Genomic DNA, 16,012 nt, shown 5'->3' on the forward strand with positions numbered 1-16,012 from the left:
TGCTTACATCAGGCCTGGGCTGGCGGCGTAGGGATTGCGTCTGGTGCTGTCCTACATTCGTTGAAGGCGAACATAGTCATCGCCAGAGCGGCGATCGCACCAGGAATGGCGAACGCCAGGAAGTTCAGTTGCAACGGCAACTCGATCCCCATCAGCGCACCGCCCAGCAACGGACCAACGATCGCGCCGTTGCGGCCGATACCTGACGCCCATCCCAGGCCTGTGGAGCGAATGTTCAAGCCGTATAGCTGCGCGGTCCCGGCATACAGGAGGATCTGGGTACCGATCGTGGTTGCGCCAGCGATGAATATGAGCAGGTAAAGCACGGGCATCGGGCTTTTGATACCCAGCAAGCTGATAGATAACGCGGCGGCAAGAAAGAATCCGATCATGACTTTCACCAGATTCAAACGATCCCCAAGGCAGCCTCCCAAAATAGCGCCTGCCATGCCCCCGAAATTCAGGGCCAGCAAGAATGAAAGGCTTGAGCCCAAGCTGTAACCGGCGCCGGCCATGAGCTTGGGTAGCCATGAGCTCAGCGCATACACCATCAGCAGACAGCAAAAAAATGCTACCCAGATTGATAGCGTTCTTACGCCTAGCCCTCCTCTGAACAGCTCCAATACTGAAGCACCCTTGCTCTTGCCCTTGGCATCATCGACCTGCAGGATGTCTTGCGAAGTGATCACGGTCTCAGGCGCCAGACGCTTGATTAGCATCCGCGCCTGCTCGGTACGGCCTTGTTTGATCAGAAAGCCGACGGATTCCGGAAGGTAGTGAAGGATCAGCGGCAGCAGCAGTGGAAGGGTCGCGACGAAAAACATGGACGGCCAGCCAAAGCGCGGCAGCATGTAAATACCAACCCCGGCCGATAGCATACCTCCGAGCGAATAGCCGCTGAACATCAATGCGACCAAGGTGCTACGCATTTGTTTGGGGGCGTACTCGTTCATCAATGCGACCGCGTTAGGCATTAGTCCGCCGCAGCCAAGCCCGGCGATAAAACGGCAAACGCCGAACTCGCTGGGCGTAGTGGTAAACCCATTGATAACTGTCGCCACGCTGAACAAAGCGAAACAGATAGCGATGCCTTTTTTGCGGCCGATTCTATCGGCGAGACTGCCGAATATCAGGGCGCCAAACATCATGCCGAACAACGCATAACTGCCCAGCGCGCCAGCCTGTAGAGGTGTCAGCCCCCACTCCTTCATGATGACTGGCAAGACCACACCGTAGATGAACAGGTCATAGCCATCAAAGATCAACATCAAGGCGCACAAGCCCATGATTAGCCAGTGGAAGGGCCCGAAACGGGCGCCGTCGATAATCGAATGTACGTCGATGGTCCGCATGGCATTTACTCTCATTATTTTTGTTGTGTGTGAGATACGCAGGTACTACCGTTGAGTCAGCCTAGGTCGCCACCTCCCACCGGCAGCGTCACGCCGGTGATGTAGGAAGCTTCATCTGACGCCAGAAAAAGAATCGCGCCCGCCTGCTCATCTATGGTGCCGTAGCGTTTCATCAAACTGCTGTCGATCGTCTGTTCGATGATCTGCTGATACCAGACACTTTCCTGCTCGCTTTGCGGTTGGCTATTGCGGGGGATCCGTCGCGGCGGCGCTTCGGTGCCGCCGGGCGCTGTCGCGTTGACGCGAATTCCGCTGCCGGCGGTCTCCAGAGCCAGGCAGGCGGTGAGCGCATTGACGCCACCCTTGGCCGCGCCGTAAGGCACGCGGTTTACGCTGCGTGTGGCAATCGAGGAGACGTTGACGATAGAACCACTGCGCTGTTCGAGCATGTAAGGCAATACGCTGTGGCAGCACCACAACGTGGGGAATAAAGAGCGGCGGATTTCAGCCTCGATCTCATCCTCGGCATAGTGCTCGAAAGGTTTGGCCCAGATGGTCCCGCCGACGTTGTTGATAAGGATATCTATGCGTCCGAAACGCTCTTTGGTCGCGGCCATCACCTTTGCGCACTCCGCGTGGTGCTCAAGATCAGCGGTCAACGTCAACACACGCTCATGCTGCATTTCGTGAACGATCTCCGAGCGGTCGACGGCGACAAGCAAGGCGCCCTCCTCCAGCAATCGCTCAGCAACACGCCGACCGATGCCCTGGGCTGCGCCGGTAACCAGCGCAACCTTGTCATTGAAACGTGGGTTCATTTCGGTGCCCTCAGGCTGCGTCGCCGGTGACGATTGCGTTGGGTGTGAATTTCTCGTAATGGAAGCTGGCCGGGCTGACGCTCTGATCCCTGAAATACTCGCGCACCGCGTCGACCATCGGCGGTGGTCCGCACAGGTAAACATCGACGTCGCCTCCATTGAGCACTTCCGCTGCCATGTGTTGCGTTACGTAGCCTTGTCGGGGATGGCTGGTTCCAGGATCCGCCACGCAAGTAACGAAGCTGAAACCGGACAGCCGTGCGGCGAAAGCTTTTAGAGCGTCGACCATTACCAGATCCTGATCGCGGGTCACGCCGTAGATCAGAGACACCTTTTGCTTTTCGTTGCGCTCAACAAGGACTTCGAGCATCGACAGGAACGGCGCCAGGCCGGTGCCGCCAGCCAGGAACAATAACGGCCGCCTGACCTCTCGCAAATAAAAACTCCCTAAGGGGCCGGTCATGGCGACTTTGTCAGATGTCTGGGCGCGCTCAAGCCAACTGCTCATCAGCCCGCCGGGGACGTGTTTGATCAAAAAGCTCGCGTGCTTTTCGCCGGGCAGGTTGCTGAAGGAATACGAACGCGTCTGGCCGCTGCCCGGAACTTCGATATTCACATATTGCCCAGGCAGGAAAACGGGCGGCTGGTCCAGTTCGAATCTGACTTCCAGCGCGGCATCGGCATGGCGCGTAAGCCGGCTGACGCTGGCCGTGAATTGACTGGTGCCGGTCTTGCAGGCGCTGGAGGGGACGGGTACGGCGATCACGCAATCTGACTCCGGCACCATTTGGCACGTCAGTACCTGCCGTTCCTGCACTTCCGACTCATTCAAAGCGTCTTCGATGTACTCGTCACCAAGATCATAAGCACCGCTCTCGCATCGACACTTGCAGGTGCCGCAAACACCGTCGGAGCAATCCATGGGCAGGTTGATACGCTGGCGAAAAGCAGCATCAAGCACCTTCTCGCCCGCTTTGCATTCGATGAAACGGGTTACTCCGTCTTCAAAGTTGAGGGCAATGGAATACGTCATGGGTTTGACCTCAGATGTGATAGATATCGATGACCTGATGGATGTAGTCGTTTTTCAGTACCACCTTCTTGCGCGTAATCAGTGGTTGCGCCGCCCTGACATCCAGGCGATAGAACGAGGTGCCAAAATACATATCCGTGGTCTTGTAGCGATGGCTGAGGGTTTGCCAGTTAAAACGCAGTTCCACATGTGCCGCGTCTTGGGCGAGCACTTCAACGTTGGTAATGAAATGTGCAGTGCGCGGCTCAGGAGTACTGGCGCTGGAACGTTCGGTCTTGATGCGAAACACGCGGTCCTCCAGACCGTCACGGCTGGGGTAATAGACCAGCGAAATTTCGCGCTGGGGATCGTCCGTTAGCGTGTCGTGGTCGTCCCACGCAGGCATCCAGAACTCGGCTTTCGGCGAGTAGCACTCCAACCACTCGTCCCACTGCCGGTCATCCAGCAGGCGCGCTTCACGGTAGAGAAAGGCAAGCAGGCAGTCCCGGGAAATACTCATGAGCGCTCACTCTTGTCAGGGGAAATCCGGTCGGTGGCGATCAGGTCTTTCTGTTCGAGCTCGATCGCGCGCTTCAGGCTCGCGGCCCAGTACGCATGCTGACGAACGAACAGACCTTCATCTTCGGTTTTCACACCGCTGAGCTGGGGATTCATGCCCATGGCACGAGCGTTGTCATCAGCCCCCTCGACCCATTGTTTAGCCCCGCGACTGAGGTCATTCCACATGGTCGTGGCACCCTGATAGCCGGTCTGGCAAGCGCGGAACTCTTCCAGATCATCCGGCGTTCCCATCCCACTGACGTTGAAGAAGTCTTCGTATTGACGGATCCGGGTTGTGCGGTCCTGGGCGCTTTCACCCTTTGGTGCCATGCAGTAGATAGTTACTTCGGTTTTGTCGACCGAGATGGGACGCACCACGCGGATTTGGGTCGAGAACTGATCCATCAGGTAAACGTTGGGATAGAGGCAGAGGTTGCGAGTCTGATCGACGATGAAATCCGCACGCTCTTGCCCAAGGCGTTCGGCAAGCGCTGCGCGATGGGCGTGCACCGGACGCACTTCCGGGTTGAGCAACCGGGTCCAGAGCAAGATGTGGCCATGCTCGAAGGCGTAGACGCCGCCCAGGCTTTTCGACCAACCATTGGCGTCGACGGTACGTGTGCCTTCTGCCTCGTAATTACGCCGCCCCATGGTTGCCGAGTAATTCCAGTGCACCGAACTGACGTGGTAGCCATCGGCGCCGTTCTCGATTTGCAGTTTCCAGTTGCCGTCATAGATATAGGATGAACTGCCACGCAGCACTTCCAGCCCCTCGGGCGCCTGATCGACCATCTGATCGATGATGATCCGGGTTTCGCCCAGGTAATCGCTGAGCTCTGGAACCCCCTCACTGAGGCTGCCAAAGAGAAAGCCACGATAGTTTTCGAATCGGGCCAGACGCTTGAGGTCGTGAGAGCCATCGCAATCGAAGCTATCGGGATAGGCACCGGACTTGGCATCTTTGACTTTAAGCAGTTTGCCGGCGTTGCTGAATGTCCAGCCATGGAACGGGCAGGTGAACGAACCTTTGTTCCCCTGTTTGCGTCGACAAAGCATGGCGCCACGGTGTGCGCAGGCGTTGACCAGCCCGTGTAGCGCACCGTGTTTGTCGCGGGTAATGACAACCGGCTGACGGCCGATGTAGGTGGTGAAGTAGTCGTTGATCTCAGGTACCTGGCTTTCATGCGCGAGGTAGACCCAACTACTTTCATAAATATGCTTCATCTCCAGCGCGAACAGTTTCGTGTCAGTGAAGATATCGCGGCGGCAGCGGAAGACCCCGGTAGCGGGATCTTCCTGCACGGACTCGCTGAGTTGAAGGGCGAGTCTGTCGAGATTGCTGATCATGGGGAGGCCCTCGGTTGCTCTTGTATCAGGCCCCTCACCCTACGTGTTCCTCCATGGCACCAATATCCGCTCGCTGCAATTCACTATCCGCCTGGCGCAACATGCTGATGGTGACGCCGCCAGGTCTGTGAAGGCAGCTCGCCAAAGCGCTTACGATAGGATTCGGAGAAGCGTCCCAGATGGATAAATCCGTGGTTCAGCGCGATTTCGGTAACGCTTCGGGCAGTGGCCGCTCGCAGCTGCGCATGCACCCGTTCCAGCTTTCGCTGGCGCATATAGTCTCTAGGGGACAGCCCGACCTGTCGCTCGAACAGCGTGTATAGAGACCGCTCGCTGACCCGGGCGACCGCCATAAGCTGCTCGACGCTGATGTCCTCTACCAGATGTTCCTCAATGAACTCCCGCACGCGATCGAAACCACTGCTCTCATCAGGTCGTGGTAGCACTCTCAATACGTTGCTTGTCAGCTGAGCTAACAGCTTATTGGCGACTATCCGCTCATAAAGAGACTGAATCTCACCTTGGGCCGCATTCTCGGCCTCGTGACAAACCAATCCCAACAACTGGACGAAACCACTCATCGCACCCACTTCGTGGCGCTCGACAGCGAAGCGTATACCCTGCGCCGGCAGCGTCCAGTGCTGTTCTAGGCAAGCGTTTTCCAACAGCCTCACCGGTACCTTGACGATAAATTTCTCGCAGTCTGCCGAGTACGTCAGGTCAACTGGATCATCCGGGTTGATTAGCAGAATCTCGCCAGCGCGGAATGTCTGCTCCTTCCCCCGGGCGGCAGATCGGCAGTGTCCCTGAAGCAGAATTTGCAGATGATAGATGGTTTCCAGCGCAGCAGATGTAACCCGTACCGGCGCGCCGTAACTGATGCGGCATAGGTCCAGGCTGGAGAACGTACGATGGCTGATGCTCGCTTCAGGGCGACCTTTGGGTGGCAGGCGGATGCGATGGCTGCCCACATGTTGGTTGACGTAATCCGACACGGTGTACGCATCCGCACGGTCGAAAATTTGACTGCGCTCACTCAGTAACACGGTCATGTTCGCGCCTCTCTTGTTGTTTTATTCAAGGCCGGGCTGAAGCCACTGAGCCTCCGACAGCAGTCGCTGCTGAGGCTCAGTGGCTTCAGGTGAAACGGTAAATCAGACTTCCAGCGCCCTTGCGCGCTCAGGACGACTTTCGTCTTTTGGAGCTGCAGAAGGTTGAAGGACGAAATTGAACTCGATATCTGCGCGCGGGCCATTTGCATCGTCGCTGAAACGAATCTCAGCGATCAACTCATCACGGGTCGCGTAAGCGAAGTCATCGTGCAGGTACTTGTCCCCCGCCAGATTGATCTGAGTTGTCAGGTGACGATATCCAGGTGCAGAGATGAAGAAGTGAACGTGCGCGGGACGCTGGCCGTGACGTCCCAACTGGTTAAGCAGTTGCTGGGTGGGCCCGTCCGGCGAGCAGCCGTAGCCCGAGGGCACGATACTCTGGAAGCGGTAGCGTCCTTCAGCATCGGTCAGGATCCGGCGGCGGAGGTTGAATTCGGATTGGGAAGGATCGAAATAGGAGTAGGTCCCTTTAGTATTGGCGTGCCAGACATCGACAACCGCATCGGCCAAGGGCTTTCCGTCAGTACCGCGCACCTGACCGGTCATGTATAACACGGTGCCGGGATCCTGGCCGTCGTCCAGGCGAGCGAAGTGTTCCGAGAGAGGAGCACCTGCAACGTAGAGGGGGCCTTCAATGGTCCGTGGGGTGCCGCCGACATGGCCGGCCTGAGCATCTTCAGCGTCCATCAGCATGTCCAGATAGTGCTCCAGACCCAGACCTGCAGCTACCAGCCCCGCTTCCTGACGACTGCCGAGATCATTCAGGTAACTGACAGCCTTCCAGAACTCCTCCGAAGTGATCTGCAAATCCTCGATGATCTTGACCGAGTCATTCAAAACACGATGGACGACGGTTTTCATTCGCTGGCTTCCGGTTGGCTGATCGAAGCCGGATGCTTTCTCCAGGAATTGCTGTACTTCAGCGGTTTGCGAGATACGAACGGTCATGGCTTGTGCCCTCATCAATACTCATTGTTATTGTCGATGTCAGTGCTTCAAATTAGGTGGACTCAACGGTCGTCGGTATGGATCGAAGATGGATGTCGGCACATCGGCGTGACCTCGATTTCCATGTAGGGATACAGCGGCAGCTGCATCAAGGTGTCGTGCAGCGCCTGGTTGTCCTGCACGTCAAAGACGCTGACGTTGGCGTAGAGCCCGGCAAGCCGCCAGAGATGGCGCCAGGTACCTTCGCGTTGCAGACGCTGAGCGAGTTCTTTTTCGTCGGCCTTGAGTTGAGCGGCCCTCTCCGCTGACATATCAGCAGGGAGTTTGACGGTCATGCGTACGTGGAAAAGCATGTCGTGGGTGTCCTCTTTATGGCAGATCAGCGGCGCGCAAAGCGCGAAAGACGATGTTCGTCCAGTTCGATGCCGAGCCCAGGCGTACGTGGGACCATCAACTGAAAGTCACGATAAACCGGGGGCTCGACCAGGATATCTTCGGTCAACAAGAGTGGACCGAAGAGCTCGGTATGCCACTCAAGCTTGTCCAGCGTCGCAAAAGCGTGAGCGGCAGCCAGCGTTCCAACACTGCCTTCGAGCATCGTGCCGCCATACAGCCCGATACCTGCTGCTTCGGCGATGGCGGCAGTCCGCAAGACAGCCAGAGGCCCACCTGTCTTGGCGATTTTCAAAGCGAATATCGAAGCGGCACCCATCTGTGCCAAGGCAAAGCTGTCTTGGACTGATTCGATCGCTTCATCGGCCATCAGCGGAATGGGACTGTGGGCACTAAGACGCACCATGCCCGGATAATCGTAGCGGGACAAAGGCTGCTCGATGAGCTCAACCCCAGCATCGGCCAGCCGTCGACATGCCCGTACGGCCACAGCTTCGCTCCACGCCTGGTTTATATCGACTCGCACGCTGGCCCGATCGCCTAGCGCGCGCTTGATAGCGGCAACATGTGCAATGTCACGAGCTGGCTCTCCAGCACCGATTTTCAGCTTGAAGTGGCGATGGCGACGCATATCCAACATGCGTTCAGCTTCTTCAATGTCCAGGCCGGTATCACCGCTGGCCAGCGTCCAAGCCACTTCCACGCCATCGCGCACTCGTCCGCCGAGCACCTCCGCCACAGGCAAACCCAGGCGTTTGCCCTGTGCATCGAGCAGTGCCGTTTCAACTGCTGAGCGCGCGAATGTGTTGCCTCGAATGGCACGATCAACGCGTTGCATGGCAGCGTTGAGGCTACTGGCATCTTGCCCAATCAACAGGGGGGCGAACCATTTATCGAGGTTGGTCTTGATGCTTTCCGGGCTCTCACCAGCGTACGCCAAGCCGCCGATAGTAGTCGCCTCACCGACGCCGACGATGCCGTCGCTGGATTGAATCCGGAGGATGACCAAGGTCTGGCCGTGCATCGTATGCATCGCCAGCTTATGCGGCCTGATAGTAGGAAGGTCTACGATTTGGGTATCGAAGCGTTCGATGGTGATAGCAGTCATGAGCGTTCCGTCTGCGTTGTGTTTGTTCTTGAGCAGAGGTTGACGCTGGTGAAGCGGAACGTCCAATATTGATTAAGTCTCGTTTCATACCCTGGAGGTATCGTGGAACTTCGGCATTTACGCTACTTCCGGGTGCTGGCCCAGACCCTGAACTTCACCCGTGCCGCCGAGCAATTGAATATCGCTCAGCCGCCGCTGAGCCGGCAGATACAGCAACTTGAAGATGAGCTAGGCGTAGCGTTGCTGGAGCGATCCAGACCGCTAAGGCTGACTGAAGCCGGCCGGTTTTTCCACGAGCACTCCAGCCAGTTACTTGAACAGCTGACGCGTATCGGGGATGACACTCGACGCGTCGCGGAGGGCGAGAAACGCTGGCTCGGGATCGGTTTTGCACCTTCGACTCTGTACGGGGCCCTACCTGAGCTCATCCGTCAGCTACGGGGCTTCGGTGATCTGGAACTAGGCTTGTCAGAGTTGATCACCCTGCAGCAGCTGGAGGCCTTGAAAAGTGGGCGCATCGATATCGGCTTCGGAAGAATGCTGCTCGACGACCCGACCATCACACAGGAGATCCTCCGCCAGGATCCGCTGGTGGCCGCCCTGCCGGCGGGCCACCCGTTACTGTCCGGGCCAGCCACGCTTAAACAACTGGCGGCCGAGCCTTTTGTTCTCTATCCCGGCACACCCCGTCCCAGCTACGCAGATCACGTGCTCGGAATCTTCGCTGCACAGGGGCTGCGGATTCGCGTGGCTCAGACGGTGAACGAAATGCAGACCGCCATAGGCCTGGTCGCTGCAGGCATCGGCATCACGCTGGTGCCCGCCTCGGTTCAAAGGCTCCATCGCGACGACATCGGCTACACGCCTCTATCGGACAGCAGCGCCACTTCGCCAATCGTTGTGAGCTACCGGGCCGGAGACGTATCCCCTGTCCTGCAGCAATGTCTTCGACTGCTTTCCAGCAGATGAACTAGGTATTACACGAATCGGCTGCGAGCTGCGATCAGCAGGGTTCATCAAGGCGCAGAAACGGACCCCAAGGACACCGTATCGCTGCGTTGCCGCAGCACTCTCTTCCACCGCTCACATTCTGGCCCAGACCACGTGCAAGCAATGAAGAGCGGAGCTTATGGCAAGCACTGGCAGCCCGCTCGCGTCACGCGTTGAAGCTGCTGCGGCTGACTCCATTCAGCACTCCATCATAGCGCCCGATTGAAATGTTCAATGCATCAGACCAGTTCAACCCCCTCCGTTTGGCTATGCGCACAGCCTCATCTCTACCGACGTGTTGCCGATTTACTTCAATCCGTTTCTCGACATACGCATATTCCGGTTTCAGCAAATAGCATCACCGACTCGTGCCTGGGGAAATACTACATGCGTCCAGCAGACATGGCAGACGCCGGCGACAATACTCAACATAAGTGCGCACTACGGCAGAAGGATGGCAATGCGCCGGATATAGAAGGTTCAAGGAAAACTCAGGCAGCACATGGTCCGGAAGCAGAGGCACAAGTAGCCCTTGTTTGATGGCGTCCTTGACTATAAAAGGGGGCAACTCGGTGACTACATTCCCTGCCACTGCACTGTGCAACAGATGCATGCTGTCATTCGTTGACAGCACTACGTTGGGCTCCAAGATTACGCCTGGAAATCGCCACGTCCCGGTCATGTTTGTTCCCAAAGTCCATGTCGCACAGGGGAACCGGTTTAGGTGATACGGGTTCTTCGGCGTCCCGTGCGACGCGAGCAGGCGCGGACTTGCGACCAAGATATGGCGATAGTCAAGCAGGTGTCTTGCAACCAACGATTCGTGTTCCACTCTGCCCACACGAAGCGCCACGTCTACGCCATCCTCCACAGGGTGAACCCGGCGCTCTGTCGAGAGAAGGTGAACACGGATATCGAGATGATCTTTTTGAAAATCCGACATCAGCTGCCACCAGGGCGAAAACGATGGAGGAACTGAAAGCCGCAACTTCCCTTTGATATGGGCCTAATCGCTTTCCAAGGCGTCGCGCCCTTCCTGCAACAGCTCCAGGCCTCGGCTCGCATGCTCGAAAAGACGTGTCCCAGCTTCGGTGAGCTTTACACCCTTGGCCGAGCGCTCGAGCAATTCAACTGCGAGTGTCTGCTCAAGCGCGCGGATTCTCCTACTTACAGTAGGTAGCGGCCCCCCCAAACGTTCAGCGCCTGCGGTCATACTCCCAGCCTGGACGATCGTAACCAGCATCTGCAACGCATTGAGATCCATGGAAAGCTCCTCTCATTCTGAAAGGCAATGTCTCATGAGTATACATTCCCTTTCAATCATGCGGCCGTTAGAGTGTTGTTTCGTCTTACGGATAATCCCCTGTGCGGACGGCTGTCATAGTAAACGGCAACACCGTGCTGTCCATAGGCGCCCGCCCTCAGCGCGCCTTCCAATGGCACGGGAGTCGCATGCAGCCAATCTTTCTTCATGCAATACGCGGATTCAAGTCTGGTGCGTGATGCTGCACATGGCATAGTAGCGGCCCGGGTTTACACGCTTCGGCCCGCACTCAGACTGGTGCACGGTAAGCCGCTGTCGATCTCGTTTACAACCTGGAACTCAAACATGATTAAGCTCTATGTGTACGATCACTGCCCGTTTTGCGTCAAAGCCCGGATGATTTTCGGGTTGAGGCAGATAGCGTTCGATCTAGTCATTCTCCTGAACGACGACGAGGCTACGCCTATTCGTATGATTGGCAAAAAAATGGCGCCCATCCTTCAGGATGCTGACGGCTACCTGGCCGAGAGCATGGATATCGTGGCGCATGTTGATGGCATGTCTGGCACCAGGTTGTTGTCCGGCCCTGGTAACCAGTCAGTGGCTCACTGGAACAATGCTGCCGCCGATTCACTCTTTCCGCTGGCGCTCCCCCGTTGGGCGGCCGCAGACTTTGGAGAGTTCTCTACCCCGGCTGCGCGGGCGTACTTCACCAGAAACAAAGAGCGAATTATCGGACGGTTCGAAGAGCATCTGGATGCCAGCGCCGACTATATCGCCAACCTTAACCGCCATCTGCTGGCGCTTGAGCCTTTGATTCAATCCCCGGATGCGGTGAACGGCGAGCTTTCGAAGGACGATATTCATCTTTTTGCGACGTTGCGGAGCATGTCAATCGTGCGGGGCATAGTCTATCCGCCTGCAGTCGAGGCTTATCGGATGCGGATGGCCGAGCTTAGCGGGGTCGATCTTCATGATCACATTGCGATGTAGCGATGTTAGCGACGTGCTAACCACAATAAGGTCAGCAAGCTTACGACACGACTGTTCACACTGATCCGACAGCGGTGGCAACGTTCGCCCCTGGAAGCACTTGGTTCAGCGTTCAAGTAATGTCCTTTCAGTAGCTTGAGGTGGATCGCCAACGAAGGGGCGGGTCGCCCTTCAACCATTATTCAAGGAAATGTATGCTCCGGAAAAAGTTGTCTTGCTTTATTGCGGCCGCAGGGATGCTGTCGTTCGGAGCCGCGAGCTATGGGACTACGATTCACGTCGCTTAAGGGACCTTAAGCGGATCCAGCGCCGACGGCGTCGACAGCTATCTGGGTGTTCCCTATGCGGCTGCTCCTGTCGGATCGAAAAGATGGAGAATGCCGTCGCCAGTACCAGCTTGGCAGGGCGTGCGTTCGGCCACCCAATTCGCGAGAAGCTGCGGGCAAGACATCAGCGGTGGGTTCGGTCCCTATGCTAGCGAGTACATGGTGCCTGAGGGTGTCAGCGAAGACTGTCTTTATCTCAATATTTGGCGCCCCTCCAAGCGTTCCAGCACGCCGCTGCCGATCATGGTGTGGATTCCTGGTGGAGGATTTACGTCAGGCTCGGGTTCTGTGCCCATCTACAATGGAGCGCCGATGGCATCTAGGGACGTCGTCGTTAACATCAATTACCGACTTGGCGTCTTCGGTTTCCTTGCACATCCGGAATTGACCAAGCAAGGCCAAGGCTCCGGTAACTTCGGGTTTGCCGACGTTATCGCTGCTCTGGAATGGGTAAAAGAAAACGCCGCTGCACTTGGCGGAGACGGGAACAGGATTACCCTTGCGGGCCAGTCGGCGGGCTCCATGGCGATCCACGATATGATCGCCAGCCCAGCAGCGAAAAACCTGTTTGCCAGGTAATACCACAAAGTGGTCCGGGTATGGGCCGACCGCCGATGTCATTGGCCGAAGCCGAAACGATAGGGCAACAACTCCTCAAGGCCGCCAAGGTTTCGTCCCTCGCTGAGTTGCGCGAGCTACCGGCCGATCAGGTAAGAAAGGCAGAAAAAAGCCTTGGCCCAGGCCTCCTTCGTTTTGCGCCAGTCATTGACGGCGATCTGATCCCGCATGACCCATACAACAATGCGGTGGGTTCGTACGCTGACACGCCGATTCTGGCTGGAATGAACGCCGACGCATCGTTCAGTCTTCCGCCTGAAGATCTGCCAGCCTTACGCGCTGAATTAAGGGCGATGTATGGCGGCATGACGGATCAGCTCGATGCCTTATACAGCACTCAGGCAACGAGCGACCCGAGGTCGACCGCGAAGGAAATTCGCCGTGACCGTGGCTTGGCGTCCACCTGGCTTTGGGTCGCTGGTCGAGCGCAATCGAGTCGTCAGCCGATCTACCTGTATCTGTTCGCGCACGTCGAACCAGGCACCGAGCAGTGGGGGGCATTTCATACGTCAGAAGTGCCCTATGCACTCGGCAATTTGAGTGTTCCAACCGCTCGCGTGTTTTCCGACAAAGACAAGAGAGTTTCAGACCTGATGTTAGGTTACTGGGAAAACCTCGTGAAAACAGGCAACCCCAATAAATCCGGGTTGCCCCTATGGGCGGAATTCGATATCGACAACCCCTTGATGATGAGACTTGATTCCAATCCTCGCATGCAGTCAATGCTCCCCTCGCATAAGCGGCGATTTTACGAGCAGTTCATAACCAGAGGGGGTCAGCTGTCGCTCTTCTGATACCAGGGTTGCGGGGTTCAGGGCGGACGTCACGCTGTGGCCCCCGATCGCGTCTATTCCCCTACATACCGGTTACGTCCGGCCAACACAGCAAAAATGACTTGTAGGCAGGCAGCCGCAACCAATGTCACTAAAGGGAGCTCCCAGCCGCCGCTTAGTGCATGCAGCCAACCTGTCAGAAAAGGTCCACAGGCGCCGAGGCCGTATCCCACGCACTGCGCCATGGCAGACAGGGCGCTTGCCTGATGGTGGTCGCGCGTACGCAAACCGAACAGGCTGAGGCAAGTCACCATCGACATACCCGCCCCCACTCCAGCGAACGCTAGCCAGACCAATGAAAATGATGGCGCCAGAAGTAAGCCGGAGATACCAACGACGATGGTTAATGAACAGATACCTCCCGGCACGCGCTGATCGTCCAAGCGTTTGATGGCTGCCGAGGTTCCCAGGTTTGCTAGCACGGCGATAGCTTGGTAGACAAACAAGTAGGCACCTGCCTGGGAAGCGTTTACGCCCCCCGACGCCGCCATGGCTGGAAACCAGTCAATGAGGGTGTAGAAGGTCATGGTCTGTAGTGCCATGAAAATGGACACCTGCCAGGCGATGCCGCTGGACCAGACGCTGTTACGCCGGACAGAGGCCACGGCAGCAGTCTGCGGATGCGCGGCTTTGGCATGAGGCCACCAGCAGACAACCGCGATGAGAGCCAGTAAGGTCCAAACGCCCAGTGATACCATCCACCCATAATTCGAAAAGCCCGACAGTGGCGCTGCGATCCCGCTTGCCAAAGCGGCCATCAATGCCATCGTCGCTGCATAAAGGCCGACACACAGCGCTGCGTGACCAGGGAAGTCACATTTGACCAGCGGCACAACGAGCACGTTGGCTACGGCGATGCCAGCCCCGATGCTCAACGTCCCCAGCCATAGACCAGCGTACCAGCCTGCGGAAGGAACCAGGCAACCCAAGGCAATAAGGACAAGAGCGCCCAGCAGCGCACGCTCAAGCCCAAGCCGGCGAGTCAGCCAGGGGGTCAAAGGAGACACACCTGCGAATATCAGAAGAGGAAGCGCATTGAGCAACCCGGATGCAGTCGAGCTCACCCCGAAATATTCTTGCACCTGAGACAGGACAGGCCCCAAAGAGGTGATGGGGGCGCGCAGATTGGCTGCAATGAGTAAGATACCCAGCAGCAAGGAAGATCCGAATACAGTGGTTTCGACCCGAACGGTCGGGGAGGAATTTGACATTTTACCCACGCACGACAGAGGGATGAAGGCATCCCATGTGTGCGTTGGTAGACGTTAACGCTTACGCAGAGCGTCCGCAAACGCCATGTCTGGGACGGAGGGTATCAAATTGCGCTCTCATCGCAAAGCCTTGGGGCACGTGGCGGCATTTATGATAACGGCGCAGTAAAGTCCTGAGCCGCGCTCGAGCTCCTCGGTCAGGGCCCGTAACTTAGAGCGGAATAGTCAACTTGAGCCAATACGCCTCCCCTTCCGGACGGTTGCGGACGTCGCTCTCTTTCTGCCATTTAGCCTTCAAAAACCAACCCGAAGTGCCGGTGTACTTGATCGATGGGCCGATAGCAAAAGCGCGTCCTCGGGCGTTACTGACCGAGTCTCCATCTTGACGGTCGTCGGTGGTCTGCCGATACACGTACCCCCCGACACCGACTATCCAACCGTTCCCCAGCCCCCATCCTAGTGAATAGTCGGCGTGTGCTTCCTGGCCAGAACGATAATCGGTGTCCCGGTTTCGCTGGTTGAAGTCATACATCATCTTCAAGTCAGCATTCAATCCGGCAGGGTCAACATACGAGAACCCCGCGATCGGCTCGATTGCCCAGTAGTTGCGGCCGATGTTAGCCAGGTCACCACGATCGTACTCACCGGTTGGAGCAAAAATGTCTATCGCATATATCGCATGAAAGTTTTGGCTGTAGTGATACCCCAGGGCCGGTCCAAAAATGATATCCCCCCTACCGGACTTGCGTTGATGCTGCCCATTGATCTCGACCTTGAGGTCCACCAACGGCACATTCAGGTGAAAAGCAAGATCACCGTCAAACAGCTTTTGGCCCGTGACCCAGATCAGGCGGGGAGCAATAACATCTGCGCTTAGACGAAAATCGTCAACTGCCTTGTCACCACTGTTATCGAGCAACCGGTCGGCGCGATAACTTTCGGCAAACACTTGCCCATAGAGGCCCGCGGGCGGCATGGCGCCCGTCAGGTAGTTTTCAGCGCACATGGGGTAGGAGGACCCCCCCTCCTTCTGTAGCGTGCGCACTTGGCAGGAAGGCCGCCGAGGCGACCCCAACCAGGGTGAGCGATGTTCTAACGAGATAGCTGATCAGCTTACGGACGTTTT

Annotated in this window: 15 protein-coding genes and 1 pseudogene; 3 read left to right on the forward strand and 13 right to left on the reverse strand. The window is 57.1% G+C overall.

Annotated elements, in window-relative coordinates:
• Positions 1–8: 8 nt before the first annotated feature.
• From P406_RS11595 to P406_RS11635, 9 genes are all read right to left on the reverse strand, one after another.
• Positions 9–1,352, reverse strand: coding sequence for an MFS transporter (locus P406_RS11595; protein WP_046236251.1), 1,344 nt, complete (start codon positions 1,350–1,352; stop codon positions 9–11).
• 56 nt (positions 1,353–1,408) lie between these two features.
• The gene (locus P406_RS11600; protein ID WP_024642953.1) at positions 1,409–2,170 is read right to left on the reverse strand and encodes a 1,6-dihydroxycyclohexa-2,4-diene-1-carboxylate dehydrogenase; all 762 of its coding nucleotides are present in this window, start codon (positions 2,168–2,170) and stop codon (positions 1,409–1,411) included.
• 10 nt (positions 2,171–2,180) lie between these two features.
• On the reverse strand, positions 2,181–3,203 hold the full coding sequence (benC, locus tag P406_RS11605; protein ID WP_024642954.1) for a benzoate 1,2-dioxygenase electron transfer component BenC: 1,023 nt from the start codon (positions 3,201–3,203) through the stop codon (positions 2,181–2,183).
• Between the two features lie 10 nt (positions 3,204–3,213).
• On the reverse strand, positions 3,214–3,702 hold the full coding sequence (gene benB / locus P406_RS11610; RefSeq protein ID WP_024642955.1) for a benzoate 1,2-dioxygenase small subunit: 489 nt from the start codon (positions 3,700–3,702) through the stop codon (positions 3,214–3,216).
• Positions 3,699–5,090, reverse strand: a complete 1,392-nt coding sequence (locus P406_RS11615) for a Rieske 2Fe-2S domain-containing protein (protein WP_024642956.1) — start codon at positions 5,088–5,090, stop codon at positions 3,699–3,701. Before P406_RS11615 ends, benB begins: the two co-directional genes overlap by 4 nt.
• A gap of 83 nt (positions 5,091–5,173) precedes the next feature.
• Positions 5,174–6,142, reverse strand: a complete 969-nt coding sequence (locus tag P406_RS11620) for an AraC family transcriptional regulator (RefSeq protein WP_046236252.1) — start codon at positions 6,140–6,142, stop codon at positions 5,174–5,176.
• A gap of 102 nt (positions 6,143–6,244) precedes the next feature.
• Positions 6,245–7,150 (reverse strand): catechol 1,2-dioxygenase, encoded by a 906-nt coding sequence (gene catA, locus P406_RS11625; protein WP_046236272.1) that lies wholly within the window; start codon positions 7,148–7,150, stop codon positions 6,245–6,247.
• A 62-nt stretch (positions 7,151–7,212) separates the two neighbouring features.
• Complete coding sequence (gene catC / locus P406_RS11630; protein ID WP_024642959.1) at positions 7,213–7,503, reverse strand: muconolactone Delta-isomerase; 291 nt, start codon at positions 7,501–7,503, stop codon at positions 7,213–7,215.
• A gap of 26 nt (positions 7,504–7,529) precedes the next feature.
• Positions 7,530–8,651, reverse strand: coding sequence for a muconate cycloisomerase family protein (locus tag P406_RS11635; RefSeq protein WP_024659596.1), 1,122 nt, complete (start codon positions 8,649–8,651; stop codon positions 7,530–7,532).
• A 102-nt stretch (positions 8,652–8,753) separates the two neighbouring features.
• On the opposite strand from P406_RS11635, the gene P406_RS11640 reads away from it, so the two are divergent.
• Complete coding sequence (locus P406_RS11640) at positions 8,754–9,620, forward strand: LysR family transcriptional regulator (RefSeq protein ID WP_024642961.1); 867 nt, start codon at positions 8,754–8,756, stop codon at positions 9,618–9,620.
• 379 nt (positions 9,621–9,999) lie between these two features.
• Here the strand turns inward: P406_RS11640 and P406_RS11645 are convergent, their stop codons facing one another.
• On the reverse strand, positions 10,000–10,629 hold the full coding sequence (locus tag P406_RS11645) for a substrate binding domain-containing protein (RefSeq protein WP_306345887.1): 630 nt from the start codon (positions 10,627–10,629) through the stop codon (positions 10,000–10,002).
• 18 nt (positions 10,630–10,647) lie between these two features.
• A complete protein-coding gene (locus tag P406_RS30025; protein WP_024642963.1) occupies positions 10,648–10,905 on the reverse strand; it encodes a LysR family transcriptional regulator in 258 nt (85 codons plus the stop codon).
• A 345-nt stretch (positions 10,906–11,250) separates the two neighbouring features.
• Here P406_RS30025 and grxB point away from each other — a divergent pair, with 345 nt between their 5' ends.
• Positions 11,251–11,898, forward strand: a complete 648-nt coding sequence (gene grxB, locus P406_RS11650; protein ID WP_225650041.1) for a glutaredoxin 2 — start codon at positions 11,251–11,253, stop codon at positions 11,896–11,898.
• A 329-nt stretch (positions 11,899–12,227) separates the two neighbouring features.
• Positions 12,228–13,636: pseudogene (locus tag P406_RS29815) on the forward strand (carboxylesterase/lipase family protein).
• A gap of 53 nt (positions 13,637–13,689) precedes the next feature.
• Here the strand turns inward: P406_RS29815 and P406_RS11660 are convergent.
• Positions 13,690–14,832, reverse strand: coding sequence for an MFS transporter (locus tag P406_RS11660; RefSeq protein WP_225650040.1), 1,143 nt, complete (start codon positions 14,830–14,832; stop codon positions 13,690–13,692).
• Between the two features lie 265 nt (positions 14,833–15,097).
• Positions 15,098–15,892 (reverse strand): SphA family protein, encoded by a 795-nt coding sequence (locus P406_RS11665; RefSeq protein WP_046236253.1) that lies wholly within the window; start codon positions 15,890–15,892, stop codon positions 15,098–15,100.
• Between the last annotated feature and the right edge of the window lie 120 nt (positions 15,893–16,012).

The sequence above is a fragment of the Pseudomonas syringae pv. coryli str. NCPPB 4273 genome (assembly GCF_000972175.1).
GTDB classification, from domain to species: domain Bacteria; phylum Pseudomonadota; class Gammaproteobacteria; order Pseudomonadales; family Pseudomonadaceae; genus Aquipseudomonas; species Aquipseudomonas syringae.

What these genes read in the sequence shown, in the direction of transcription:
- catA (WP_046236272.1), bottom strand. Translation starts at nt 7,150, where the DNA reads ATGACCGTTCGTATCTCGCAAACCGCTGAAGTACAGCAATTCCTGGAG.
- grxB (WP_225650041.1), top strand. Translation starts at nt 11,251, where the DNA reads ATGATTAAGCTCTATGTGTACGATCACTGCCCGTTTTGCGTCAAAGCC.
- P406_RS11635 (WP_024659596.1), bottom strand. Translation starts at nt 8,651, where the DNA reads ATGACTGCTATCACCATCGAACGCTTCGATACCCAAATCGTAGACCTT.
- P406_RS11620 (WP_046236252.1), bottom strand. Translation starts at nt 6,142, where the DNA reads ATGACCGTGTTACTGAGTGAGCGCAGTCAAATTTTCGACCGTGCGGAT.
- P406_RS11595 (WP_046236251.1), bottom strand. Translation starts at nt 1,352, where the DNA reads ATGCGGACCATCGACGTACATTCGATTATCGACGGCGCCCGTTTCGGG.
- benC (WP_024642954.1), bottom strand. Translation starts at nt 3,203, where the DNA reads ATGACGTATTCCATTGCCCTCAACTTTGAAGACGGAGTAACCCGTTTC.
- benB (WP_024642955.1), bottom strand. Translation starts at nt 3,702, where the DNA reads ATGAGTATTTCCCGGGACTGCCTGCTTGCCTTTCTCTACCGTGAAGCG.
- P406_RS30025 (WP_024642963.1), bottom strand. Translation starts at nt 10,905, where the DNA reads ATGGATCTCAATGCGTTGCAGATGCTGGTTACGATCGTCCAGGCTGGG.
- P406_RS11665 (WP_046236253.1), bottom strand. Translation starts at nt 15,892, where the DNA reads ATGTGCGCTGAAAACTACCTGACGGGCGCCATGCCGCCCGCGGGCCTC.
- catC (WP_024642959.1), bottom strand. Translation starts at nt 7,503, where the DNA reads ATGCTTTTCCACGTACGCATGACCGTCAAACTCCCTGCTGATATGTCA.
- P406_RS11615 (WP_024642956.1), bottom strand. Translation starts at nt 5,090, where the DNA reads ATGATCAGCAATCTCGACAGACTCGCCCTTCAACTCAGCGAGTCCGTG.
- P406_RS11600 (WP_024642953.1), bottom strand. Translation starts at nt 2,170, where the DNA reads ATGAACCCACGTTTCAATGACAAGGTTGCGCTGGTTACCGGCGCAGCC.